24 protein-coding genes and 1 tRNA gene are annotated in these 22,628 nt (G+C 60.7%); 11 read left to right on the forward strand and 14 right to left on the reverse strand.

From position 1 onward, the window contains the following. The first annotated feature begins 41 nt into the window (after positions 1–41). Both AACH73_RS04540 and AACH73_RS04545 read left to right on the forward strand, forming a co-directional pair. Complete coding sequence (locus tag AACH73_RS04540; protein ID WP_126420606.1) at positions 42–710, forward strand: J domain-containing protein; 669 nt, start codon at positions 42–44, stop codon at positions 708–710. A gap of 157 nt (positions 711–867) precedes the next feature. Next, positions 868–1,317: a GFA family protein gene (locus AACH73_RS04545; RefSeq protein ID WP_338735554.1), complete on the forward strand. Its 450-nt coding sequence runs from the start codon at positions 868–870 to the stop codon at positions 1,315–1,317. On the opposite strand, the gene AACH73_RS04550 is transcribed toward AACH73_RS04545, so the two are convergent. Continuing rightward, entirely contained in the window at positions 1,314–1,613 is a 300-nt protein-coding gene (locus AACH73_RS04550) for a hypothetical protein (protein ID WP_272740386.1), read from the reverse strand. The genes AACH73_RS04545 and AACH73_RS04550 overlap by 4 nt on opposite strands. A 162-nt stretch (positions 1,614–1,775) precedes the next feature. Between AACH73_RS04550 and cobS the strand changes: the two genes are divergently transcribed. From cobS to AACH73_RS04565, 3 genes are all read left to right on the forward strand, one after another. Beyond that, positions 1,776–2,783 (forward strand): cobaltochelatase subunit CobS, encoded by a 1,008-nt coding sequence (gene cobS / locus AACH73_RS04555; RefSeq protein ID WP_338735555.1) that lies wholly within the window; start codon positions 1,776–1,778, stop codon positions 2,781–2,783. A 132-nt stretch (positions 2,784–2,915) separates the two neighbouring features. Next, positions 2,916–4,778 carry a cobaltochelatase subunit CobT gene (gene cobT, locus AACH73_RS04560; protein ID WP_272740384.1) on the forward strand — a complete coding sequence of 621 codons (1,863 nt, stop codon included), beginning with the start codon at positions 2,916–2,918 and terminating at the stop codon, positions 4,776–4,778. A 46-nt stretch (positions 4,779–4,824) separates the two neighbouring features. Further along, the gene (locus AACH73_RS04565; RefSeq protein ID WP_272740383.1) at positions 4,825–5,772 is read left to right on the forward strand and encodes an esterase-like activity of phytase family protein; all 948 of its coding nucleotides are present in this window, start codon (positions 4,825–4,827) and stop codon (positions 5,770–5,772) included. A gap of 74 nt (positions 5,773–5,846) precedes the next feature. Here the strand turns inward: AACH73_RS04565 and rpmB are convergent, their stop codons facing one another. Then, positions 5,847–6,143, reverse strand: a complete 297-nt coding sequence (gene rpmB, locus AACH73_RS04570) for a 50S ribosomal protein L28 (protein WP_013478599.1) — start codon at positions 6,141–6,143, stop codon at positions 5,847–5,849. A gap of 112 nt (positions 6,144–6,255) precedes the next feature. Then, a complete protein-coding gene (locus tag AACH73_RS04575) occupies positions 6,256–6,660 on the reverse strand; it encodes a hypothetical protein (RefSeq protein WP_272740382.1) in 405 nt (134 codons plus the stop codon). Between the two features lie 319 nt (positions 6,661–6,979). Between AACH73_RS04575 and AACH73_RS04580 the strand changes: the two genes are divergently transcribed. Further along, the gene (locus tag AACH73_RS04580) at positions 6,980–9,073 is read left to right on the forward strand and encodes a catalase (protein ID WP_338735556.1); all 2,094 of its coding nucleotides are present in this window, start codon (positions 6,980–6,982) and stop codon (positions 9,071–9,073) included. Between the two features lie 6 nt (positions 9,074–9,079). Here the strand turns inward: AACH73_RS04580 and AACH73_RS04585 are convergent, their stop codons facing one another. From AACH73_RS04585 to AACH73_RS04620, 8 genes are all read right to left on the reverse strand, one after another. Continuing rightward, a complete protein-coding gene (locus AACH73_RS04585) occupies positions 9,080–9,448 on the reverse strand; it encodes a hypothetical protein (RefSeq protein ID WP_272740381.1) in 369 nt (122 codons plus the stop codon). Between the two features lie 70 nt (positions 9,449–9,518). Beyond that, complete coding sequence (locus AACH73_RS04590) at positions 9,519–10,028, reverse strand: CarD family transcriptional regulator (protein WP_013478601.1); 510 nt, start codon at positions 10,026–10,028, stop codon at positions 9,519–9,521. Between the two features lie 648 nt (positions 10,029–10,676). Beyond that, positions 10,677–11,369 carry a trimeric intracellular cation channel family protein gene (locus tag AACH73_RS04595; protein ID WP_272740380.1) on the reverse strand — a complete coding sequence of 231 codons (693 nt, stop codon included), beginning with the start codon at positions 11,367–11,369 and terminating at the stop codon, positions 10,677–10,679. Between the two features lie 19 nt (positions 11,370–11,388). Next, positions 11,389–11,814, reverse strand: coding sequence for an arsenate reductase (glutaredoxin) (gene arsC / locus AACH73_RS04600; RefSeq protein WP_272740379.1), 426 nt, complete (start codon positions 11,812–11,814; stop codon positions 11,389–11,391). Then, entirely contained in the window at positions 11,811–12,515 is a 705-nt protein-coding gene (locus AACH73_RS04605; RefSeq protein WP_338735557.1) for an MIP/aquaporin family protein, read from the reverse strand. Before AACH73_RS04605 ends, arsC begins: the two co-directional genes overlap by 4 nt. A gap of 16 nt (positions 12,516–12,531) precedes the next feature. Beyond that, positions 12,532–12,864, reverse strand: a complete 333-nt coding sequence (locus tag AACH73_RS04610) for a metalloregulator ArsR/SmtB family transcription factor (protein ID WP_272740377.1) — start codon at positions 12,862–12,864, stop codon at positions 12,532–12,534. 94 nt (positions 12,865–12,958) lie between these two features. Next, positions 12,959–13,300, reverse strand: a complete 342-nt coding sequence (gene fdxA / locus AACH73_RS04615; protein WP_013478606.1) for a ferredoxin FdxA — start codon at positions 13,298–13,300, stop codon at positions 12,959–12,961. Between the two features lie 187 nt (positions 13,301–13,487). Next, entirely contained in the window at positions 13,488–13,769 is a 282-nt protein-coding gene (locus AACH73_RS04620) for an RNA-binding S4 domain-containing protein (protein WP_272740376.1), read from the reverse strand. A 223-nt stretch (positions 13,770–13,992) separates the two neighbouring features. Here AACH73_RS04620 and AACH73_RS04625 point away from each other — a divergent pair, with 223 nt between their 5' ends. Beyond that, positions 13,993–15,069, forward strand: coding sequence for a calcium:proton antiporter (locus AACH73_RS04625; protein WP_272740375.1), 1,077 nt, complete (start codon positions 13,993–13,995; stop codon positions 15,067–15,069). Here AACH73_RS04625 and AACH73_RS04630 read toward each other — a convergent pair whose 3' ends face one another. From AACH73_RS04630 to AACH73_RS04640, 3 genes are read right to left on the reverse strand one after another with little or no spacing between them, the layout of a single operon-like run. After that, positions 15,070–15,360, reverse strand: coding sequence for a type II toxin-antitoxin system RelE/ParE family toxin (locus AACH73_RS04630; protein WP_272740374.1), 291 nt, complete (start codon positions 15,358–15,360; stop codon positions 15,070–15,072). It lies immediately after the preceding gene. Beyond that, a complete protein-coding gene (locus tag AACH73_RS04635; protein WP_272740373.1) occupies positions 15,357–15,614 on the reverse strand; it encodes a type II toxin-antitoxin system ParD family antitoxin in 258 nt (85 codons plus the stop codon). Before AACH73_RS04635 ends, AACH73_RS04630 begins: the two co-directional genes overlap by 4 nt. A gap of 45 nt (positions 15,615–15,659) precedes the next feature. Beyond that, entirely contained in the window at positions 15,660–18,095 is a 2,436-nt protein-coding gene (locus tag AACH73_RS04640) for a helicase-related protein (RefSeq protein WP_338735558.1), read from the reverse strand. Between the two features lie 324 nt (positions 18,096–18,419). Between AACH73_RS04640 and AACH73_RS04645 the strand changes: the two genes are divergently transcribed. From AACH73_RS04645 to kdpB, 4 genes are all read left to right on the forward strand, one after another. Further along, a tRNA-Arg gene (locus tag AACH73_RS04645) sits at positions 18,420–18,496 on the forward strand. Between the two features lie 205 nt (positions 18,497–18,701). Next, a complete protein-coding gene (locus AACH73_RS04650) occupies positions 18,702–18,794 on the forward strand; it encodes a potassium-transporting ATPase subunit F (RefSeq protein ID WP_272740371.1) in 93 nt (30 codons plus the stop codon). Between the two features lie 19 nt (positions 18,795–18,813). After that, a complete protein-coding gene (kdpA, locus tag AACH73_RS04655; protein ID WP_338735559.1) occupies positions 18,814–20,538 on the forward strand; it encodes a potassium-transporting ATPase subunit KdpA in 1,725 nt (574 codons plus the stop codon). 5 nt (positions 20,539–20,543) lie between these two features. After that, positions 20,544–22,613, forward strand: coding sequence for a potassium-transporting ATPase subunit KdpB (gene kdpB, locus AACH73_RS04660; protein WP_338735560.1), 2,070 nt, complete (start codon positions 20,544–20,546; stop codon positions 22,611–22,613). The last annotated feature ends 15 nt before the right edge of the window (positions 22,614–22,628 follow it).

Consider the following 22,628-nt stretch of genomic DNA (forward strand, 5'->3'; position numbering starts at 1 on the left):
TGGTCGGTTTGCGTAAAGTTCAAAGGGTCGCGTTCGAAATCATGAGCGAAGGGTTCAAGTACAAGCCGAAGTTTGGTCTGGACATGCGTATTCGCCCGCCCAAGGAGGGCGAGGTGAATGGCAAGCGTCCGGAAGACGATGTGCTGTCGCTGAAGCCGGGGCAGGTGCGCTGCGAATGGCCGGAATGCCATCGTGCGGCCACGGCCAAGGCCCCGAAGTCGCGCGAAATGATGAACGAATACTATAACTTCTGTCAGGCGCACGCGGGCGAGTACAACAAGAACTGGAACTTCTTTGCCGGCATGTCCGAAGGCGAGGCCAAGGCGCACCGCGAAGCGACCATGACCGGTGGCCGCCCCACCTGGGCCTTCCGTGCTTCGGCCGCGTCGCGCGAAGCGGCGGCCTTCAGCGCCGGACGCACCAAGGGCGCGGGCATGTATGACCCGCATTCGGTCTTTGGCGCCGGTGCCGCCCCGCGCAAGCCCGGCGAAGACGCACCGATCCAGCGCCAATTTGGCAAGATCGAACGCGGGGCCTATGCCGACCTCGACCTTGAGGTCGGGGCCGAGCCGGAAAAGGTGCGCGCCGCCTATACCGAACTGCTCAAGCGCTGCCACCCGGACAATAATGGCGGCGACCGCTCGGCCGAGGACAAGCTCCAGCGCGTGATCAAGGCCTATAAAGTTCTCAAAAAAATGGGCCTGGCTTAAAAGCCTTGAATTTGGCGATCTGGTTCGTCGGCGTCACTTGCCCGTATTCATATACGGGCTGCGTTAGCCTCCTGCCATCTCATCCAAATTGAAGGCTTTTTGGGTTATGCAAGGCTAAATCCCTCGCCCCTGAGGGAAGAGGGTTAGGGAGGGGATTATGGTCGAGGTCAGAACCGGTGGGTGTCAGTGCGGGGCCGTGCGTTTCCGCGTTGAAGGCGAGCTGGGCCATGCCTCCATCTGTCATTGCCGCATGTGCCAAAAGGCCTATGGCAATGTTTTCGCGCCGCTGGTCAGCGTGCGGGAGGCGACGCTCACATGGAGCAAGGCCGAGCCCAAACGCTTCCAAAGTTCAAACCTCGTTCAGCGCGGTTTTTGCCCCGACTGCGGGACGCCCCTGACCTACGAAGCGCTGGACGGTGTGGCGCTGTCTATCGCCGCCTTTGATGATCCCGCTGACATCGCTCCGGTCATTCAGTTCGGCACCGAAGGCCGTCTGCCGTGGGTAAATGGCCTGCACGCCCTGCCGGAGCGCACCACGCTGGAAGACATCGAGGCCGCGCCGTTTCTCGATAAGCTGATCAGCTATCAGCACCCGGACCGGGATTAGATAGCGATCACACAGACATCGCCAATGCAGTCCGCTTTTGTAAGGTCTATGGTCAGAACAGCCAGAAGCATTATCAATGGGATACATAACCAAAGGCGTTTGGGCCGTGTCGCCGCAATGCCCAGTATAAGACTGAACAGAACAATATCGAACATCCAGATTGCGTGTTTGGTTTCAGGAGGGAGGGTAAGCCAGCCCAAGCGGCTACCGTAAATGTAAAGGAAGACCGCGGAACAGATATAACCACAGGCCAGCAAGCCCCAGGCTGCAAAATCTGCGAACTGATCTCTCGTCATGGCCCTCTCCCTCTGTGACAGAGTATGACTTTTCAGCGAATATGACCATAGGAGAGCAGGCCTCAAAAAAATCCGTCTCCGGCGTGTTTTAGGGTTGAGTCTTGAGGGCATAGGTCTTAGCTGAAAAACGCATCCGTTCGTCCGTCCGAAAGCGTTTTTGCCATGCCCGTACTCACCTCCGATACCCTGTCCGATCCGCTTCTGGGCCTTGTGCCGGACAAGAAGGTATCGCTGCGTGAGGTGTTCGGCGTCGATTCCGACATGCTGGTCCCTGCCTTTTCGACGCGTGATGAGCATGTGCCGGAAATCGACCCGTCCTATCGCTTCGACCCGCAGACAACCATCGCCATCTGCGCCGGCTTTGCCTATGACCGCCGCGTCATGGTGCAGGGCTTCCACGGCACGGGTAAGTCCACCCATATCGAGCAGATCGCCGCGCGGCTGAACTGGCCGCTGGTGCGCGTCAATCTCGACAGCCATGTGTCGCGGATCGACCTGATCGGTAAGGACGCCATCGTGCTCAAGGATGGCCAGCAAGTCACCGAGTTCAAGGAAGGCATCCTGCCGTGGTCGCTGCAACGGCCCGTGGCGCTGGTCTTCGACGAATACGACGCCGGGCGTCCGGATGTGATGTTCGTCATCCAGCGCGTGCTGGAGGCGCAGGGCCGCCTGACGCTGCTGGATCAGAACAAGGTCATCCGCCCCAACAGCTTCTTCCGCCTGTTTGCCACCACCAACACCATCGGTCTGGGTGACACCACCGGGCTTTATCACGGCACGCAGCAGATCAATCAGGGTCAGATGGACCGCTGGTCGATCGTCACCACGCTCAACTATCTCAGCCACGAGGCCGAGGTGGAGATCGTGCTGGCCAAGCTGCCGGAGTTCGATACGCCGGAGCGCAAGAGCCTGATCGACGCTATGGTGCGCGTCGCCGACCTGACGCGCTCGGCCTTTGCCAATGGCGATATCTCGACCGTCATGTCGCCGCGGACCGTCATCACCTGGGCACAGAATACGCTGATCTTCGGCAATGACCCGGAGGTGGCTTTCCGCCTGACCTTCCTCAACAAGTGCGATGAGCTGGAGCGCCCGACTCTGGCGGAATTCTATCAGCGCAGCTTTGGCGCGGATGTGAAGGAATCGGCGCTTAAGGTGAAGGTGATCTAGGTGCATCCCTCCCTGCTTGCGGGGAGAGGGGACCACGAAGTGGTGGGTGGGGCAAGCCACGCAAAGACTGCCCCCTCCGGCGAGACAAGCTCGCCACCTCCCCGTTTCAAAGGGGAGGATAAGAGGAAACCAATGGCCAAGCCCGTTACCGTTCTGTCCGATCCGTTTCGCAAGGCGCTGATCCATTCGACGCGCGCCCTGGCGGAAGATCCCGAACTCGAAGTCGTCTTCGGGCCGGACGGGCCGCGTCTGGATGGCCGCAAGCTGGTCCTGCCCAATCCGCCGCGCGATTTGAATGCCCGCCTGTCGGCTACGGTGCGCGGGCAAGCCGACCGTCTGGCGCTAAAGGTCGCGCACCACGATGCCGCTATCCATGTCCGCGCCCGGCCTGTCGATACGGCGGGGGCCGAAGCCTTTGACGTGCTGGAAGAGGCACGGCTTGAAGCCATCGGGGCCAATGCTATGGGCGGGGTGCGCAAAAACCTGCGCGCGGCGCTTCAGTCCGATCTGGATCGCAGCGGTTTGGGGCGTAAGGAGGAAAAGTCCGAACTCAATCTGGCCGACATTCTGGGTCTGATCGCGCGTGAAATCCTCACCGGCGATCCTGTGCCGAACGAGGCGCAGCGGGTGGTCAATCTTCTGCGGGACGAGATCGAACAAAAGACGGGGCAGGGTCTGAACGAACTGGCGGACCTGATCGCTGATCAGAAGGCCTTTACGCAAAAGGCGCGTGAAGTGTTGCGGGCGCTGGACCTCACCGACGATTCGCAAGACGCCAAGGAAGAAGAAAAAAACGACGAGGGCGAGGACGAACAATCCGAAGGCAATGACCCGTCGGCTGAGGCCGAAGAGGATGCCGAGGATCAGGACGATTCGCAGCCGCAACAGGAAGAGGAACCCAACGGCGGCGACGATCAGTCCCAGACCGGTGATGAGGACTTCACCCAGATGTCGGGCGATCCTCAGTCTCTGGCTGAGGGTTCGGCCGATGAGGTGGTCGATGGCGAGGCCGCCGAGGCCAGCCAGATGCAGACCCCCAATGCGGGCGGTGAGCGCAAGGACTATGACGTCTTCACCAAGGCCTATGATGAGGTCATCAACGCCGAAGACCTGTGCGATCCCGAAGAACTGGAGAGGCTGCGCGGCTTCCTCAATCAGCAACTGGCCAATCTGTCGAACGTTGTGGCCCGTCTGGCTAACCGGCTGCAACGCCGCCTGATGGCGCAGCAGAGCCGCTCGTGGAATTTCGACCTCGAAGAGGGCGTGCTGGATGCCGCCAAGCTGACGCGGGTGATCATCGACCCCAGCGCGCCCTTGTCGTTCAAGCAGGAAAAGGACACCGAGTTCCGCGACACGGTGGTGACGCTGCTGCTAGACAATTCCGGCTCGATGCGCGGGCGGCCGATCATGGTCGCGGCCATCTGCGCCGACGTGCTGGCGCGCACGCTGGAACGCTGCGGCGTGAAGGTCGAGATTCTGGGCTTCACCACCAAGGCGTGGAAGGGCGGGCAGTCGCGCGAACAGTGGGTGCGCGAAGGTAAGCCGGCAGCGCCGGGTCGCCTCAACGACCTCAGACACATCATCTATAAGGCGGCGGATAATCCCTGGCGGCGGGCCAACAAGAATCTCGGCCTGATGATGCGCGAGGGCCTGTTGAAAGAGAATATCGACGGGGAGGCCCTGCAATGGGCCTATACGCGCCTCCTGGGGCGGCCGGAGTCGCGCCGTATTCTGATGGTTATATCCGACGGCGCGCCGGTCGATGATTCGACCCTCAGCGTCAACTCGGGCCACTATCTCGAAAACCACCTGCGCAAGGTCATTGCCGACATCGAAGGAGCCGGGCGCGTCGAGCTCGCGGCCATCGGCATTGGCCACGACGTGACGCGCTATTACCGTCGGGCCATGACGCTGATTGACGTCGAGCAACTGGGCGGGGCGTTGATCGAAAAGCTGGCCGAACTGTTCGATGAAAAAACCGCCGCACGGCGGTGATGCGTCCACCCCTGCTTTGGTGGAGAGGTGGTCAAACGGAGTTCTCATGCGATTAGCCTTGTTATTCTCCGCCCTGCTGACCACCACGGCTGTGGCGGGTCCCGTCCCCTATCAGGGCGGCACGCGAGTCACTTTTACTCCCTTGCCTGCGGTCAGCGGCCCGCCTGCGCAAAAGGCCCGCTACATCGGCGGCTATGTCGTGAAAGGGGAAGGCACTGCCTGGCTGACCGGCCTGTCCGATCTGGTCGTCACGCCGGGTAAGGACGGGGTGATGATCGACACCATCGGGGATTATGGGACCCGCGCGCGCTTCACCCTGCCGGTGCGCGGCACCGAGGGCCCGCTGAGCCTCGACTGGCTGCGCGGGGCCGACGGCAAGCCCTTTGGCAACAAGTCGCTGTCGGACTCTGAGGACATGGCGGTCGATCCGCGCGACGGCACGGTCTATGTCTCGTTTGAAGGCGATGCGCGCGTGATGCGCTATGGCCCCGATCTGGGCGGGCCGGGGGAGCGTCTGCCGCTGACCGGCCTGCCCGCCCTACCGTCGAATGAAGGGCTTGAGGCGGTTACGTTTCACCTGTCATCAAAGGGCGAGGCGTCGCTGATTTTGGGGGCTGAGGTGGGGGGCTTCTGGAAGTGCGCACTCGATACCTACCGATGCGAGACGCTGGCCGGGCCGACCACGCCGGGTTTCGGTTACAAGCTGGTGTCTCTGGCCCCGCTCGATCCGGCCAAACCCGATGAGATGCTGGCGCTTTATCGCTTCTATCTGCCCATGGTGGGGGCGCGCAGTGTGCTGCGGGTCGTGCGGCTTGAGGGCAAGCGCCTGAGGCTGGTCGATACGATCCTGCGAATCGAGCCGCCGCTGCCTATCGACAATTATGAGGGCGTGTCGGCAGTGAAAACGCGCGACGGCTACCGGCTTTATCTGATCAGCGATCCTATCGGGGACAATGACCCGACTCACCTGCTGATGTTCGATTACCAGCCCTGAACGGTCGATATAAACAAAAAACCCCGAAGCCGGAGCCTAGGGGTCTTTCGCGTGTTCGGTTTATGCCTAAAAGATTAGGCCGCAGCCTTCTCAGCCAGCTTCGCCTTGATCTGCTTCTTCAGGCGACGGGCGCGCAGAGACAGTTCGGTATCGTCAGCCTTGACGAGGAAGGCGTCCAGGCCGCCCTTGAAGTCCAGCGTGCGCAGGGCGGCGTTGGAGATCTTCAGACGGAAGGATTGACCCAGAGCTTCGGATTGAAGCGCGGTTTCACGAAGCGAGGGCAGGAAGCGACGCTTCGTCTTGATGTTTGAGTGGCTCACGGAGTGGCCGACCATCGGGCCGACACCGGTGAGTTCGCAACGACGCGACATGATATCCACCTTCGTTAGAAACAATAGACAGGGCGCGGCCTTTGAACGGCAGCGCAAGAGGCGCGTTCTATAGGCAAAGCCAGCGACAGCGTCAAGCGGAAAAACCCCGTGTTCAGGCGAAAGCCTTCGGCAGGTCTGACATCGGCTTGACGACGATCTGCTGGGAATCGCGCCAGATGATTTCCTTGGCGATGCGCGCCTTGATGTCACGCACCGGCAGGCCACCTTCGCCAATAAGCCAGGCGCAGTAGCGCGCCCGCTCAATGGCTTCAAGCGCCTTCGGATCGAACCAGCAGATGCCCCAGATTGACCGCCGCCGCTTGAAGTGACGGCCGATTCGGTCGGGCACTGCCAGATAGCGGTTGTACCAGTCGAACTGCTCAGACAGTTCGTCGGTAATCCAGCGCGGCGCGCCGTTGCGATACAGATACCACGACGCCTGAAAGAAACCGCTTTCGACGCCGCTCCACGGATGGATCAGCGGCGTCACAAAGCGCACATATTGAGACGAGGACATGACCTTACACGCCCGCGCAGGTTCATGCGCGGGGTCCTTCTGTAGGCTGAGAACGGGAAAGCGAAAACGGCCCTTCGGGCCTATTTCAGGCCCGAAGGGAGATTGCGTTCGGATGGCCGGTTTATCTGGCGCATTCGGAAATCTCCGGTGTGAGGTCAAAGAGGCGCCCTGATACCGGCCTCGCGGTGATCAGGCAAGATGGTTAAAAATGAAATCATCTGCTGTGGAAAACCGGCCACAGGTGAATCCGCAGTGACTCTTTATGGCATCAGGCCGAAATGTCCTTCCGGCGGCGGGTCATACCTATCACGAGGATAAAATGGACGACACCGCGAAGTTCGATACCGTCGCCGGTCAGGGCGGAGAAACCCATCAGCAGGTCCATCATTCTGGTCCGCACACGCCGCAAGGGCATCTGACCACCAATCAGGGGATTCGCGTCTCCGACAACCAGAACAGCCTGAAGTCGGGAGCGCGTGGCCCGACCCTGCTCGAAGACTTTGTTCTGCGCGAAAAAATCTTCCACTTCGACCATGAGCGCATCCCCGAACGCATCGTCCATGCCCGCGGTTCGGCGGCGCACGGCTATTTCGAACTGACGCACTCCCTGTCCGACATCACCACGGCCGATCTGTTCCAGCGGGTGGGCGAGCGCGTGCCGGTCTTTGTGCGCTTTTCGACCGTAGCCGGCGGAGCGGGCAGCGTCGATACCCCGCGCGATGTGCGCGGCTTCGCGGTGAAATTCTATACGCAGGAAGGCAACTGGGATCTTGTGGGCAATAACATCCCGGTCTTCTTCATACAGGACGCCATAAAGTTTCCCGACCTTGTGCACGCGGTGAAGATGGAGGCCGACCGGGGCTATCCGCAGGCGGCTTCGGCGCACGACACTTTCTGGGACTTCGTGTCCCTGATGCCGGAATCGACCCACATGTTGATGTGGGCCATGTCCGATCGCACCTTGCCGCGCGCCTTTCGCACGATGGAGGGGTTCGGCATCCACACCTTCCGTTTCGTCAATGCCGAGGGAAAGTCCACCTTCGTCAAGTTTCACTGGAAGCCGAAGCTGGGGCTGCAATCGCTGGTGTGGGACGAATCGCTGAAGATTCAGGCCGCCGATAACGACTTCCACCGCCGCGACCTGTTTGAGGCCATCGACAGCGGGGCGTTCCCTGAATGGGAGCTGGGGGTGCAACTGTTCGATCAGGCGCTGGCCGACAGCCTGCCCTATGATGTGCTCGACGCTACCAAGATCATCCCGGAAGAGGTGGTGCCGGTGACTATAGTCGGGCGCATGGTGCTCGACCGCAACCCGGACAACTTCTTTGCCGAGGTGGAGCAGGTGGCCTATTGCCCGGCCAACATCGTCCCCGGCATCGACTTCAGCAATGACCCGCTGTTGCAGGGGCGGCTGTTCTCCTATCTCGATACGCAGCTCAAGCGGCTGGGCAGCACCAACTTTCATCAGTTGCCGATCAACGCGCCGAAGTGTCCCTTCCAGAACTTCCAGCGCGATGGCCACATGCAGATGCAGGTGCCCAAGGGGCGCGCCAACTATGAGCCCAACAGTCTGGGGGCGCACGGCGAAGACGGCGGGCCGCGCGAATGCTCGGTGACGGGGTTCACCACCGTTGCGGCTCAGGACGGCGCGGACGAGCAGGGTGACAAGCTGCGCGTGCGGCCGGAGCTGTTTGCCGATCACTATTCGCAGGCGCGCCTGTTCTGGAAATCGCAGACAGAGTCCGAGCGGGCGCATATCGCCTCGGCCTTTGTGTTTGAACTGTCGAAGGTCAATTTGCGGGGGGTGGCGCCGCGCATGGTGGCCAATCTGCGCAATGTCGATGACGAGTTGGCGGCGCGCGTGGCGACGGGGCTGGGGATCGACCTGCCCGAGGCAGCGCAGGTGGCGCGCGAACCCATCGACCTGGCACCGTCCGACGCTCTGTCGATCCAGAAGAACCTGAAGCCGACCCTGCAAGGGCGTAAGGTGGGTATCCTGATTTGCAAGGATAGTGACGCGGCGGTTTTAAGCCAGCTCAAGGCCGATATCACGGCGGCGGGCGCTACGCCCTTCGTGGTCGGGGTGCAGATCCACGGCATACCGCTATCGGACGGCAGTCTGGCCGATGCTGACGGGCAATTGCTGGGCGCGCCATCGCAACTGTTCGATGCGGTGTTTGTCCTGCTGTCGGAGGCGGGGACGCAGCGCAACCTCAAAGAAGCGGCCTCAGTCGAATGGGTGATGAACGCCTTTGGTCACTTGAAGGCCATCGGCCACACGCCGGAATCTCAGCCCCTGCTCGATAAGGCGGGCGTGGTGCCGGACGCGGGCGTGGTGGAGGCCGACGGCTTTATCGCCGCAGCGGCACAGCGCTACTTTGACCGCGAGCCGGGCCTGCGCACGCTGGCATAGATCGACTCAAAAGTAGAAGCCGGTGCCGTCTGGATCGAGGACGGCACCGGCTTCGTATGGGGCTGGATCTGATGTAATAATCAGCTGATGACCGCCTTCGAAACTCAGTGACATCAACAGTCCCGAAGTCGTCACGCCTAGCAGAGGCTTTTCCAATAGGTTGTGAAAACGAACGGGTTGTTCGTCGCGCCATGGTTTGTTGTGGACTGTGTGGCTGCCATCTGCGGCCACGTAGATAAGTGTTTGAGCCGACTCAATGCGGCAACCATTTGCCATTCTAAACGTAAGGGTATGCGCATTCAGGATTATCTGGGTAATCCAAGCATCACCTTGAAGCAAAAAGGTTAGTTTGTCGCTTGTCGGGAAGGGTGTCACTATAGTTTCCAAGATAAAAGGCGCTTTGGTTTCCCAAAGCGCCTTTTGCAGTACCGAAGTCAGGCTGAGCTTAGGCCGCCTTGATCAGAGATTTGTTCAGCAGGGCCACGGCGGCGTCGCGGTCGATCTTTTCGATGGCGGCGACTTCGCGGGCCATGCGGTCCAGAGCCGATTCGTAAAGCTGACGCTCGGAGTAGGACTGCTCCGGCTGGTTTTCGGCGCGGTGCAGGTCGCGGACCACCTCGGCGATAGAAACGAGATCGCCCGAATTGATCTTGGCTTCGTATTCCTGCGCGCGACGCGACCACATGGTGCGCTTCACGCGGGCACGGCCTTTCAGCGTGACCAGCGCCTGCGACATGACGGCGGCGGGGGCGAGGTGGCGCAGACCGGCCGTCTTAGCCTTCTTAGTCGGGACGCGCAGGGTCATCTTCTCGTGGTCGAAGGTGACGACATAGACTTCGAGCTGATAGCCGGCCACTTCCTGGCTCTCAACGGCGGCCACGGTGCCGACGCCATGCGCCGGATACACCACCTTGTCGCCCGTCTTGAATTCGAGTTCTGCTGCAACAGTCGTCATTGCGGTCCTCTTTCTTTGTAAGTGAGGGCGAAGGCAAGGCGCTGAGATAGTCCCTTCAGGCGACGCATACGGCTGACCGGCGATCAGGGAGGAGGCCGGGAGGCGCGGACGCAAAAAAACAACGACGTCCCTCAATCTAATTCGGGGCATCGCTGCTGTGTATGAATGGACTAAGACAAGCCTGTCATCCGACCTTTGTCGAAGATGCCGGATGTGCGGGGCGCGCAGGCGGCATTTTAGGTGAAGATTAGGAGATGCCGACGAAACGCTTCGCGTCCCTTTGCATCAGTGGAACCGTTTCTATCACAAAATTACATAAAAATAAAGTCCGGCTGTCGCTAAGGCGTCGGATTGTGTCGGCGTTTATATTCGTCACGCCGACGCAAATGCATTTAAGTTTCATATCTGTACTATTAAAGTAAATCAGAGGTAATGGGCCGTTGGTGCGTCTCTGAATTACAAACAGCTTTGTCGCTTTCAATCGAGATGGGGATTAAATTAGTGATAGTCAGCCGGTGCGCCCATTTTCTCATATGTTTTCGGACCTGTGAATGAGGGCGCGCTGAGGGGCAGGTACATAAAGCTTGTGGATGAAAGTATAGGGGCTTAAGCGAGCGATCTGAGACGCCGGGTCGCAGATGGCAACAATTATGAAGATTTGTTGCTGTGGTCGTGATTGCGCGGGCCGAAAGCGGGCAGGGCCAGCGACCAGTGAATCGCCGCCCCGCGCAGCGCCAGAGCGGCGGCGAATCCGCAGAGGCCTGCGGGCCAGAAGGACAGGCCGAAGAGGCTGAGGGTAACGAAGACCGACGCCCCCAAAAGCGCGGCGGTGATATAGATTTCCCGGCGCAGCAACAGGTTGGGCTCTCCGGCCAGCACATCGCGGATGATCCCGCCGAAGGTCGCCGTCAGCACGCCCATCACCACGGCCGAGACAGGGGCCACACCGAGGTTCAGCGCCTTGGCCGCGCCCACGACCGCATAGGCCGCCAGGCCCATGGCGTCCAGCCACAGCATGGCCAGCATCCGTTTGCCGGGCTTGCCGTCCGGACGCGGTGAGGCATTGCGCGGGGCCAGCACCCACACGGCCAGCCCGGCCAGCGCGCAGATCAGGATGTAGTCTGGTCTCTGCACCCAGAAGACCGGGGCGCCGATCAGCACGTCCCGAAGCGTCCCGCCGCCGACGCCGGTAATGGCGGCGAAAAAGGTGAAGGTGATGATGTCCTGACGCCCGCGCGCCGCCGCTATGGCGCCGGAGGCCCCGAACAGGGCCACGGCGGCGTAGTCCAGCCAGAAGAGGGCGGTGCTCAGGGCGCTGACGGCGTGATCGGGTACGGTCATTGGCCCTGCATATCTGAATTTACCCGCCGATGCGATTCCCGTTGGCGTCGATCATCAATTCTCCGTCCTCCTTGCGAAAGGGACCGGAGGGCCAGCGTTCTAGCAGATCGAGCACCTTTTCCGACGGGCGGCACAACCGCGTCCCTTTGGCGGTGACCACAAAGGGTCGGTTGACCAGTATGGGGTGAGCCAGCATAGCCTCGATCAGGTCTTCATCGCTGACGCCGGGGTCGAGCAGGCCCAGCTCGGTGGCCGGCGACTTGCTTTCGCGCAGGGCCTGACGCGGCGTCAGACCGGCATCGGCAAACAGGGTCAGCAAGTGGTCGCGCTGCCACCCGACGCTGAGATAGGGAATGACGTGGGGTGTATAGCCCGCCGCTTCGATGACGGCGAGCACGTTGCGCGACGTGCCGCAGTCGGGATTGTGATAGATGGTGATCGTCATGAGGCCATCCTCTCCGGGGTGGTTTTGCTTTCTGGGGACGTCTGGGGCGGGGGCGAGTTTAGCAACCAGCCAAAAACGAGAAAAGCCATAACCGCACCGGTAGTCTGAGCGGCGATAAAGGCGGGCGCGGAGGCGAGGGCAATGCCCGCGAAGCTGTCGGTCAGGCTGCGGGCCAAAGTGAGGGCGGGGTTGGCAAAGGCGGTGGAGCTTGTGAACCAGTAGGCTGAGGTGATGTAAAGGCCTACGGCGGTGGGCGAAAAATCGGGTTTAAAGCGTTGGCAGCCGAAAATTGTACCCATCAGGCCAAAAGTGGCTACGGCTTCGGACAGCATAAGGCCGGAACCGTCCCGCAGTCTTGTGGCCGACTGCATCAGGGCCTCGCCGAACATGGCGTGGGCGATCCCGACGCCGATGACCGCCCCGACGAACTGCGCGACCATATAGGCCGCCGCCAGAGCCGGTTTGATGTCGCCGCGCATCATAAAGGTCAGCGTCACCAGCGGGTTGAAGTGCGCGCCAGACAGAGGCCCGAACAGGGTGATCAGCACGATCAGGCCTGTCCCCGTTGCCACGGCATTCGCCATAAGCGCCAGAGCGCTGTTGCCGCCTGACAGGGCCTGCCCCATGATGCCAGACCCGATCACAATCGCCAGTAGCCAGGCGGTGCCCAGTGCCTCGGCGGCTAATTTGCGTAAAGCCATCTCCATGCCCCGCTTCTCAACACGCACAGGTGAGTTTGGCGATCACGGGCTGACACAGTTCGGGCGCGCCGCCGCAGCAGTTTTCCATCAGAAATCCCAGAAGCCCGCTGACGCCATCCATATTGGCGAAGTAGCGGATGCTGCGCCCCTCGCGCACGCTGTGGATCAGGCCGGCCTGAGTCAATATGGCCAGATTGGCGGACATGGTGTTCTGACGCACCCCCAGACGTTCACCGATTTCACCCGCGGGCAGGCCCTGACGCCCCACCTGCACCAGCAGACGGAAGACATCGAGGCGCGTTTCCTGACTGAGCGCAGCGAGGGCATCGAGGCTTTGCTTTTTATCCATATATCATGATTAATTGATATATTTGGCGGAGTCAAGAGAGACGGTGGTACGGGTTCAGATACAAAAAGAGCGCCCGATGCGGCGCTCTTTGTCTTTATTTACCGTCGCCGGGCTTTTCGGAGAAGTACTTTTCGAACTTGCCGGTTTCGCGTTCAAAGTCCTCTCGGTCGGCGGGTGGCGTACCCTTGACCGAGATGTTCGGCCAGACGCGGGCGTATTTGGAATTGACCTCCAGCCACTTGCCGTCCGGTTCGTCCTCGGTGTCCGGCTTGATGGCGTCCACCGGGCATTCCGGCTCGCAGACGCCGCAGTCGATGCACTCATCCGGATTGATGACCAGGAAGTTTTCACCCTCGTAGAAGCAGTCCACCGGACAGACTTCGACGCAGTCCATAAACTTGCACTTAACGCAGGGGTCGGTGACGATATAGGTCATTGAACTCAGGTGCCTTCAGTGGGGACATACACCAGACAGGTGCCCTAAAACGGGTCTGTAAACGGTTTGCGGGTCATGACTTTTGCGGCGCGCACTGTCAAGGCTTTAGCCGCCGCTCACCCGCGATTTTTACTAAACCGCCCAAGGGCTTTGGCTTAAGCCTGAACGCTTGCCCTGACAGTGACACCTATTCGCAGATCTCGTACAGCCCCTGGGCTTCGCTAGCCGGGCCGCGCCGTTCGCCCATGCCCAGAACGCGGACGTCGATCAGGCGAGCCCCGATAGCGAAGGTCAGCCGGTCGCCGATGCGCACTGTGTGACCGGCCTTCTGGATACGAGCGGTCTGGCTAAAGCGTTCCAGACGCAAGAGGCCGCTTTCGGCAAATTTCGCCGACAGGGCGCGGGTCTTGAAAAACCGGGCGCGCCACAGCCAGACATCAATGCGGCAGGTGTCAGAGGCAGAATCCATCCCTCATTCTAGAGCGGATTTCGTTCAGATTGCAGCGAAATTCCGCTCTAACATTTTGTCTGTCGCGCATTTCATTCCGAAACGGCGTTCGGTGAAAACCAAAACCGCTGCACACTTTTCGGAATGCGCTTTAACCCTGAGATTGCAAAAAGCATTGCATATTTTGCGCTTATGCCGCAGTCGGACAAACGATTGTGTCCATGCTGCCGAAGGGGGATTCGTCATGACAGGCCTGTTGAAGTCAGAGGGTAATCTGCTGATCGCGCTGATCGTAGCCGCGATTGCCATTCCACTGGAACACAGCCTCGCCGGGTCAGGGCAGACCGTTGCCCTGATCGCCTCTGTCGCCCTGATCGGGGTGATCGTTCTGGTGTCGCTGCGCGTGGCGCACCATGCCGAGGTGCTGGCCGAAAAGGTCGGTGAACCCTATGGCACCATGATCCTCACCCTGTCGGCCGTGCTGGTCGAGGTGGTTATCTTGGCGATCATGCTGGGCCATTCGCACAACCCTACCTTAGCGCGCGACACCATCTATTCGGCGGTGATGCTCGACATCAACGGCATTATCGGCGTGGCAGCGATTCTGGGCGGCCTGAAACACGGTGAGCAGCCCTATAACGATGCCTCGGGCAAGACCTATATCGTCATGATCATGACCGGTATGGGCGTCTCCATGCTGGTCCCCGAATTTATCCCGGTGGCGCACTGGAAGGCCTATTCGCTGTTCTCCATCGGCATCATGGTCTTCCTCTACGCCATGTTCCTGCGTCTTCAGACGACGAAACACAGCTATTTCTTCAGCTATACCTATGCCGGGACGGGTGACGAAAACCATACGCACGGAGGCAAGACCGCGTATTCGGCGGCCATCCTCATCGCCGGTCTGGTGCTGATTGGCGTGTTGGCCGAGGTCATGTCGAAGACGCTAGGCACCGGCCTCGAAGGCACGGGCATCCCGCCGGTCTTTCCGGCGCTGGTGGTGGCGGCCATTTCGGCCAGTCCTGAGATCCTGACGGCCCTGCGCGCCGCGCTGGCCAACCGCATGCAGCCGGTCATCAATATCGCGCTGGGGGCTTCGCTCTCGACCGTGGTCCTGACCGTGCCGGTGATCGAACTGATCTCACTGTTCAACGATCAGAAGATCCACATGGCCCTGACCCCGACCCAGAGCATCATGACCGCCCTGACTCTGCTGGTGGCCGCGATCAACCTCAATGACGGTCAGACCAACGCGATTGAGGGCACCACACATTTTGTGCTGTTCTGCGCCTTTATCATGCTATCGTTTCTGGGGCTGTGATCAGAGGTCGAATTCGTTCCAGTCTTCCGAAGCGTGCCGGACACGCACGATAAGCAGCCCCTGTGCCTCGACCTGATAGAAGATGATATGCGACCTGAAGGGATGCGTGTGCATCGGTGGGTTCAGCTCTTTTCTCAAGCGTCCCATGGCCGGGTATTCCGCCAGCAAGCCGAAGGCGCGATTTAGGTCGTCATAATAGGCTTCCGCCTGTTGAAAGCCGAACCGCTCACGACCGAATAGATAAAGCTGGATCAGGTCCGTTTCGGCGGCGGACGTCAGCCGGAATGTCACGGCTTGTCGAACCCAAGGTCCGCCGCCTTTTTGCGGGCCATATCGAGAATATCGTCAACAGTGCGGGGGCTGATACCGCTGGAAAGACCTTCGTCTATCTTCACCTGCAAGGCGGCTATTTTCTCTTCCCGTTCCTGATCGCGGCGAATGAGGTCGCGAACATAGTCGCTGGTGTTGGCATAACGACCGGTTTCTGCCTGCGACTCCGCCCAGGATTTCATCTGTTCGGGCAGGGATATGTTCATGGTCGCCATGGCCGCACTCCTTGGGCAGGAGGGTGCGGCCTATGGCAAGGTTTGTCAACCACCGCGCAGCACCGCAAAGGGGGAGTAGGGATTGACGAAGAGGGGCGGCACTTTGGCCTTTTTCGGGGCAGTCGATTTGCTGCGCCAGCCCTGATACTCGGCGGCGGCATCCCCTTCGCCAAAGTGGTGCGTCCCGGCCTTGGCATAGCCCAGCGCGGCCATCAGCTTGTCGCTGACGCCCTCAGTCGCCCCGGGCTTGAGATAGATGGCACCCTTGTGCCACACACCTTCGTTCAGGGCCGCATCCAGCGCATCGAGCGTCTTCAGCCGGACGGGTTTGTGCCCGGCAATGGCCACCAGCCCTTTGAGGCTTAAGGCACGCTGCGGATGGTCCTTCGCTCCGCCAAAGGCCTGCATCAAAGGTGGTGATAACTTCGGTAAACGCCAGACGAAGCGATTGCCGTGGATGCCCAGCCCTTTAAGCAACTTGCGCTCATCCGCCGTCAGCTTGTCTTCGCCACGCAAGGTCACGCCGCCGTTTTCATAGATCTGCCACGCCACAGCGCGCACCGCCGCAGGGGTCGTCTCATCGTGTGCGGCCTCATAGACCCGGTGCAGGGGCTTCAACTGGTGCAGGGCCTGCTGCCGCACAAAATCGGTCAGCCGTTTACGCGCACGGTCTTCCAGCGCGGCCTGATCGGACTGACATTCCAGACGGATGACGGGGTTGAAATAGTCTGACGGTGCGATGTGGCCGACCGTTTCGCCCTGCCACAGAACGTGCTTGCCTTTCAGGCGCAGGGTTTTGGACGGTGCCTGCGCCAGGGCGTGCAGCCGCTCACGGATCAGGGGCGTCACGGCGCGATGCGCCGCCTGACGGATCGTCTTGTCCTCGATCAGGCTTTCACCGGCCGCCTGGATGAAGTTCAGCCCCTTGAGCTGCCCCACACGCTGGCCTTCAAGGAAAACGTCGCCATTTTCCATAATCTCCGGCTTCGGCGTCTCAAAGGCGTTGAGCGCCTTCAACAGGGCGCTGGTGCGCTGATCGACGAAGCGCTGCATCAGGGCCTCGTGCAGCCGGTCGGACAGACGCGCCTCCAGATCGCGCGTCGCTTCGCGCCAGTGTTCCGCCGCCTTCAGCCAGCCGGTGCGATTGGCGATGTAGGAGAGGGTGCGCACGCCCGACAACCGCCCCGACAGGGTGTCGATATCGCCGTCCATGCGGTCGAGGTGGGTCAACTGCTCATCGAACCAGTCGTGCGGCACAAACCCGTCCGGGCGGTGGCGCGACCAGAAGAGGAAACCGACCGTTTTCAGATGCTCGTCCAGCGACACCTTGCGGAAATCAGGGAGCTGGCACACCTCCCACAGGATGCGGAGACTAACCGGATTGCGCACCTTCAGCGCGATGTCGTCTTCGGCGCTCAGATGGCGCAGGACCTTCTCATCCAGCGCTTCGCGAGCCAGTTGCAATGCCGGGGCGGGCGAAGGCCGCGTCAGGCTGCGCAGCAGGTTGTCGAGCGACGAAAAATCCAGTTCATGATTGCGCCATTGCGCCGCCGTCAGGCTGAGGAAGCGGTGGTTTTCAATGGCCGCGATCAGGTCGTCATCCATCTCATCGGCATCGCCGGTGACCCCAAACGTACCTTCCCTGCGGTTGCGTCCGGCGCGCCCGGCGATCTGTGCGGCCTCCTGTGCTGTGAGCGCCCGCGTGCGGCGGCCGTCGAATTTCGACAGGCCGGCAAAGGCCACATGGTCGATATCCATGTTGAGCCCCATGCCGATGGCGTCGGTGGCGACCAGAAAATCGACTTCGCCGCGCTGGAACAGATCGACCTGAGCGTTGCGCGTCTTGGGGCTGAGCGAGCCCATCACCACAGCCGCTCCACCGCGCTGGCGCCGGATCAGTTCGGCAATGGCATAGACCTGCTCCGTCGAAAAGGCGACGATGGCCGTGCGCTTGGGCAGGCGGGTGAGCTTCTTCGACCCGGCATAGCTCAGTTGCGACAGGCGCTCACGGAACTGCACCTCGGCATAGGGAAACAGCGAGCGGAACAGGGGCGCAAAGGTCGCGGCCCCCATAAACAGCGTCTCATAGCGACCGCGCGCGTGCAAAAGCCGGTCGGTGAAGACGTGGCCGCGCTCCGTATCCGCGCACAGTTGAATCTCATCGACGGCTAGGAAATCGACGCGCCGCTCCAGTGGCATCGCCTCGACCGTGCAGATGAAATAGGAGGGAAGACGCGGGATGATCTTCTCTTCGCCGGTGATCAGAGCGACGGCATTGATTCCCTTTTCCTTCACCATACGGTCATAGACCTCGCGCGCCAGAAGCCGCAGGGGCAGGCCGATCATTCCGGTAGCATGGGCCATCATCCGCTCCAGCGCATAATGGGTCTTGCCGGTATTGGTCGGCCCCAGGACGGCCACCAGCCGCGAATCCGGGCTTGGGGCGGCGAAGGCGGCAACGGGATGCGAATGATCTGGCACGTGGCTGTTTTAGCCGCTTAAAACGGCATTGAAAAGGTAGAAGACGGTGTCAAAAGCGCGCAAATGCAGAGGTTAACGGCTTGCGTCAAACGCCGTGAACGCCATGAAAACGAATCATGACCGAATCAGTGACATCGCCCGATGCCTGATTTGTTCTATACCAGATATAGTAGCGCGATAACGTATTAACCATACTCGTATAGCTCAATGGGCCGAGTCGCGCTTTGAGTCGAGTCGGCTCTGTTCTCACACAGGTTTTTAGACCAGACCGAGCTTGAAACGGCTTCTCAAAGGCGCGAACGGCGTGCTAAACCCGACACGCGTGGCCCCTTAGCTCAGCCGGATAGAGCAAGGCTTTCCTAAAGCAGAGGTCGCAGGTTCGAGTCCTGCAGGGGTCACCATTTTCCAAATCTCTATACACAAAATATACGCCCCACGGCGTGATCTCTACACGCCCTATATGCGTCGGGGTTTAGGAGACGATCCAGCTTCCTGACTGGAATTGGAGCCTCTTATGACCTTTGTGTATCTGATGGCCGGGTGCGGTTTTTTCGCCCTGTGCCTGGGGTTTGTCCATGGCGCAGACCGCCTGCGGGAGGATCGGCCATGACCGTCCTCTATGTCGCCGCCGCTGTCCTTGTGCTGGTATTGGCGGCCTATCTGGTGGTCGCGCTGATCAAACCGGAAATCTTCCCGTAATCTTATCTGGAGAACCGGCATGTGGCTCGGTATCACCGCAAGCGCCTGGGTGCAGCTTGCGCTTTATATGTGCGTGCTTACGGCGCTGGCGGTCCCGCTGGGCGGGTATATGGCGCGCGTCTTCTCGGGTGAGCGTACCGTCCTGACCGCGATCTTTGGGCCGGTGGAGCGCCTGATCCATCGTCTGTGCTGCGTCAACCTCGCCGAAGAGATGACGTGGAAGACCTATGCGATCGCCGTCATCCTGTTTTCGCTGACGGGTTTTGTGCTTCTCTTCGGGCTGCTGGTGGGGCAGGGCGCGCTGCCGCTCAATCCACAGCACCTACCCGGACTGACGCCTGATCTGGCCTTCAATACAGCCGTCAGCTTTATCACCAATACCAACTGGCAATCCTATGGCGGCGAAACGACGCTAAGCTATTTCAGCCAGATGGTCGGCCTGACCGTACAGAATTTCGTGTCTGCGGCTGTCGGCATGGCAGTGCTGGTGGCGCTGATCCGAGGCCTGACGCGCCATTCAACCGACCGGCTGGGAAATTTCTGGACCGATCTCGTGCGGGCCAATCTCTACATCCTTCTGCCTCTGTCGCTGATCGTAGCGGTGGCGCTGGGTGGGCTGGGCGTTATCCAGACCTTCGACAGCTATGCCACCGCCAGAACGCTGGAGGGCAGCGATCAGGTCATCGCGCTGGGGCCCGTCGCCTCACAGGAAGCGATCAAGATGCTGGGCACCAATGGGGGCGGCTTCTTCAATACCAACTCGGCGCATCCGTTTGAAAACCCGACTCCGTTTTCGAATCTGATCGAGATGGTGTCGATCCTGCTGATCCCGGCAGCCCTGTGCTTCACCTTCGGAAAGATGGTGGGCGACCGGCGGCAAGGCGTGGCGATATTTGCGGCCATGACCTTGGTCTTCGTGCCGTTCGCCGTCGCAGCCATCGGCTTTGAACAGGCCGGTAATCCGCATCTGGTGGCCGCGGGGGCTGACCCGACCACCGCGCAAGCCGGTGGCAATATGGAAGGCAAAGAAACGCGCTTCGGTATCGTCAATTCCGCTATCTGGGCAGCGGCCACGACGGCGGCGTCGAACGGCTCGGTCAATGCCATGCACGACAGCTTCACCCCGCTGGGCGGCCTTGTGCCCATGCTGCTGATGAAGTTCGGCGAAGTCATCTATGGCGGTGCCGGGTCCGGTCTTTACGGAATGCTGGTCTTCGTCATCCTGACCGTCTTCATTGCCGGGCTGATGGTCGGGCGCACGCCGGAATATCTGGGCAAGAAGATTGGCGGCTATGAGATCAAGATGGCCTCTATAGCTGTGCTTCTGCCCTGCGCGCTGGTGCTGGGGGCCACCGCCCTGGCCGTGGTGACGCCTCTGGGCAAGGCGGGGATATTCAACCCCGGTGCGCAGGGCTTTTCGGAGGTGCTCTATGCCTTCACCTCGGCGGCCAATAATAACGGATCGGCCTTTGCGGGCCTGAGCGCCAATACGCCTTTTTACAATACACTGTTGGCACTGTGTATGTTGTTCGGGCGCTTCTTCGTTCTGCTGCCTGTGCTGGCCATAGCCGGATCGCTGGCCGCCAAAAAAGCGGTTCCGGTGTCTGCCGGTACGCTGCCAACCCATACTCCTTTGTTCGTGGCCATACTGATCGGCGTCATTCTGCTGATTGGCGTCCTGACCTATGCCCCGGCTCTGGCGCTTGGACCGGTCATCGAACACCTCAATATGATCAAGGGCTAATCAACATGTCCTCCTCAACTGTGACCTATAAAACCGACATCGGTGCCGCGGCACTTCAGGCCGTGCGCCGCCTCGACCCTCGCTATCAGATCCGCAATCCGGTCATGTTCCTCGTCTGGGTAGGCTCGGTCGTTACCACCCTTGTTCTGGGAGTCATGCTCACAGGCACGGGCGCCCGCCTGCCCGAATTCCATCAGCCCGTCTGGTTTGTCGGTCTGATTTGCTTCTGGCTGTGGTTCACCGTCCTGTTTGCCAACTTCGCTGAGACCGTGGCGGAGGGGCGTGGCAAGGCGCAGGCTGACAGCCTGAAAAAGACCCGCCGCGACGTCTCAGCCAAAAAGCTCGACAAATCAAAGAAGCAGACGGTCGTCGCCGCCAACAGCCTGCGCAAGGGCGATGTGATCCGCATTGATGCCGGGGACGTGGTGCCCGCCGATGGTCAGGTCATTGAAGGCATTGCCAGTGTCGATGAAAGCGCCATAACCGGTGAGTCTGCGCCGGTGATCCGCGAATCCGGCGGCGACCGCGACGCCGTGACCGGCGGGACGCGCGTCCTGTCGGACTGGCTGATCGTCAGGGTGACGGCCGATCCGGGCGAGAGCTTTCTGGATCGCATGATCGGCCTTGTCGAGTCGGCCAAGCGTCAGAAGACCCCGAACGAGATTGCCCTGTCGATCCTGCTGGCGGCGCTGAGCCTCGTCTTCCTGATGGCCTGTGCGACGCTCTTGCCCTTCTCGCTGTTCAGCGTCGCGCGTGCCGGGTCGGGTACGGTGATTTCAATCGTCGTGCTGATCGCCCTGCTGGTCTGTCTGATCCCGACGACGATCGGCGGGCTGTTGTCGGCCATCGGCATTTCCGGGATGCAGCGCCTGATCAAGGCCAATGTCATCGCCACGTCGGGGCGGGCGGTCGAGGCGGCGGGCGATGTCAATGTGCTGCTGCTGGACAAGACCGGCACCATCACCTTTGGCAACCGTCAGGCGGTCGAATTCATCCCTTCCAGCCAGGTTTCGGCGCAGCAACTGGCCGAGGCGGCAGAGCTATCGTCGCTGGCCGATGAAACCCCGGAGGGCCGCTCGATTGTGGCTCTGGCGCGTGGCCAGTTTGGTCTGGCTGAGCGCAAGGCCAGCGATATCGAGGCGGAATTCATCCCCTTTTCGGCGGAACAGCGCGTGTCCGGCGTGGTGATCAACGAACGCCATATCTTCAAGGGGGCGGGCGACGCCATTGGCAAGCTGGTGGCCAAGCGGGGCGGGGCCATGCCGGCCGAAGTGGCCGCTGCCGTGGAAGACATTGCCCGCAAGGGCGGCACACCGCTGATCGTGGCCGAAGGTCCGAAAGTTCTGGGGGTGATCTACCTCAAGGACATCGTCAAGCCCGATATCAAGGTGCGTCTGGGCGAATTGCGCAAGATGGGCATCAAGTCGGTGATGATCACCGGAGACAACCCGCTGACCGCGGCGGCTATCGCGTCAGAGGCCGGCGTCGATGACTTTGTGGCCGAGGCAACGCCCGAGACGAAGCTCAAATATATCCGCAAGATGCAGGAAGGCGGTGAGATGGTGGCCATGGTTGGTGATGGCACCAATGACGCTCCGGCGCTGGCGCAATCGGACGTGGCGGTGGCCATGAATTCCGGCACGCAGGCGGCCAAGGAGGCCGGAAACATGGTCGATCTCGATTCCGATCCGACCAAGCTGATCGAAATTGTCGAAATCGGCAAACAGCTTCTGATGACGCGCGGGGCTCTGACCACCTTCAGTATCGCCAACGATCTGGCCAAGTATTTTGCCATTATCCCGGCCGCCTTTGCCACCACCTATCCGGCGCTGGGGCTCCTCAACATCATGGGCCTGTCCTCGCCGCAAAGCGCCATCCTGTCGGCGGTCATCTTCAACGCCCTGATCATTATCGCTCTGATCCCGCTGGCGCTGAAAGGCGTCAAATATCGCGCGGAATCGGCCTCGGCCATGCTGTCGCGCCACGCCTTCCTCTACGGTCTGGGCGGGATCGTCACCCCGTTCATCGGTATCAAACTCATCGACCTCGGCCTGACCGCCGTGGGTCTGGTTTAAGCACGTCAGGCTTGC

The sequence above is a fragment of the Asticcacaulis sp. DW145 genome, assembly GCF_037101385.1.
GTDB classification, from domain to species: Bacteria; Pseudomonadota; Alphaproteobacteria; order Caulobacterales; family Caulobacteraceae; genus Asticcacaulis; species Asticcacaulis currens.

What these genes read in the sequence shown, in the direction of transcription:
- AACH73_RS04540 (WP_126420606.1), top strand. Translation starts at nt 42, where the DNA reads ATGAGCGAAGGGTTCAAGTACAAGCCGAAGTTTGGTCTGGACATGCGT.
- AACH73_RS04545 (WP_338735554.1), top strand. Translation starts at nt 868, where the DNA reads ATGGTCGAGGTCAGAACCGGTGGGTGTCAGTGCGGGGCCGTGCGTTTC.
- AACH73_RS04550 (WP_272740386.1), bottom strand. Translation starts at nt 1,613, where the DNA reads ATGACGAGAGATCAGTTCGCAGATTTTGCAGCCTGGGGCTTGCTGGCC.
- cobS (WP_338735555.1), top strand. Translation starts at nt 1,776, where the DNA reads ATGCCCGTACTCACCTCCGATACCCTGTCCGATCCGCTTCTGGGCCTT.
- cobT (WP_272740384.1), top strand. Translation starts at nt 2,916, where the DNA reads ATGGCCAAGCCCGTTACCGTTCTGTCCGATCCGTTTCGCAAGGCGCTG.
- AACH73_RS04565 (WP_272740383.1), top strand. Translation starts at nt 4,825, where the DNA reads ATGCGATTAGCCTTGTTATTCTCCGCCCTGCTGACCACCACGGCTGTG.
- rpmB (WP_013478599.1), bottom strand. Translation starts at nt 6,143, where the DNA reads ATGTCGCGTCGTTGCGAACTCACCGGTGTCGGCCCGATGGTCGGCCAC.
- AACH73_RS04575 (WP_272740382.1), bottom strand. Translation starts at nt 6,660, where the DNA reads ATGTCCTCGTCTCAATATGTGCGCTTTGTGACGCCGCTGATCCATCCG.
- AACH73_RS04580 (WP_338735556.1), top strand. Translation starts at nt 6,980, where the DNA reads ATGGACGACACCGCGAAGTTCGATACCGTCGCCGGTCAGGGCGGAGAA.
- AACH73_RS04590 (WP_013478601.1), bottom strand. Translation starts at nt 10,028, where the DNA reads ATGACGACTGTTGCAGCAGAACTCGAATTCAAGACGGGCGACAAGGTG.
- AACH73_RS04595 (WP_272740380.1), bottom strand. Translation starts at nt 11,369, where the DNA reads ATGACCGTACCCGATCACGCCGTCAGCGCCCTGAGCACCGCCCTCTTC.
- arsC (WP_272740379.1), bottom strand. Translation starts at nt 11,814, where the DNA reads ATGACGATCACCATCTATCACAATCCCGACTGCGGCACGTCGCGCAAC.
- AACH73_RS04605 (WP_338735557.1), bottom strand. Translation starts at nt 12,515, where the DNA reads ATGGCTTTACGCAAATTAGCCGCCGAGGCACTGGGCACCGCCTGGCTA.
- AACH73_RS04610 (WP_272740377.1), bottom strand. Translation starts at nt 12,864, where the DNA reads ATGGATAAAAAGCAAAGCCTCGATGCCCTCGCTGCGCTCAGTCAGGAA.
- fdxA (WP_013478606.1), bottom strand. Translation starts at nt 13,300, where the DNA reads ATGACCTATATCGTCACCGACCCCTGCGTTAAGTGCAAGTTTATGGAC.
- AACH73_RS04620 (WP_272740376.1), bottom strand. Translation starts at nt 13,769, where the DNA reads ATGGATTCTGCCTCTGACACCTGCCGCATTGATGTCTGGCTGTGGCGC.
- AACH73_RS04625 (WP_272740375.1), top strand. Translation starts at nt 13,993, where the DNA reads ATGACAGGCCTGTTGAAGTCAGAGGGTAATCTGCTGATCGCGCTGATC.
- AACH73_RS04635 (WP_272740373.1), bottom strand. Translation starts at nt 15,614, where the DNA reads ATGGCGACCATGAACATATCCCTGCCCGAACAGATGAAATCCTGGGCG.
- AACH73_RS04650 (WP_272740371.1), top strand. Translation starts at nt 18,702, where the DNA reads ATGACCGTCCTCTATGTCGCCGCCGCTGTCCTTGTGCTGGTATTGGCG.
- kdpA (WP_338735559.1), top strand. Translation starts at nt 18,814, where the DNA reads ATGTGGCTCGGTATCACCGCAAGCGCCTGGGTGCAGCTTGCGCTTTAT.
- kdpB (WP_338735560.1), top strand. Translation starts at nt 20,544, where the DNA reads ATGTCCTCCTCAACTGTGACCTATAAAACCGACATCGGTGCCGCGGCA.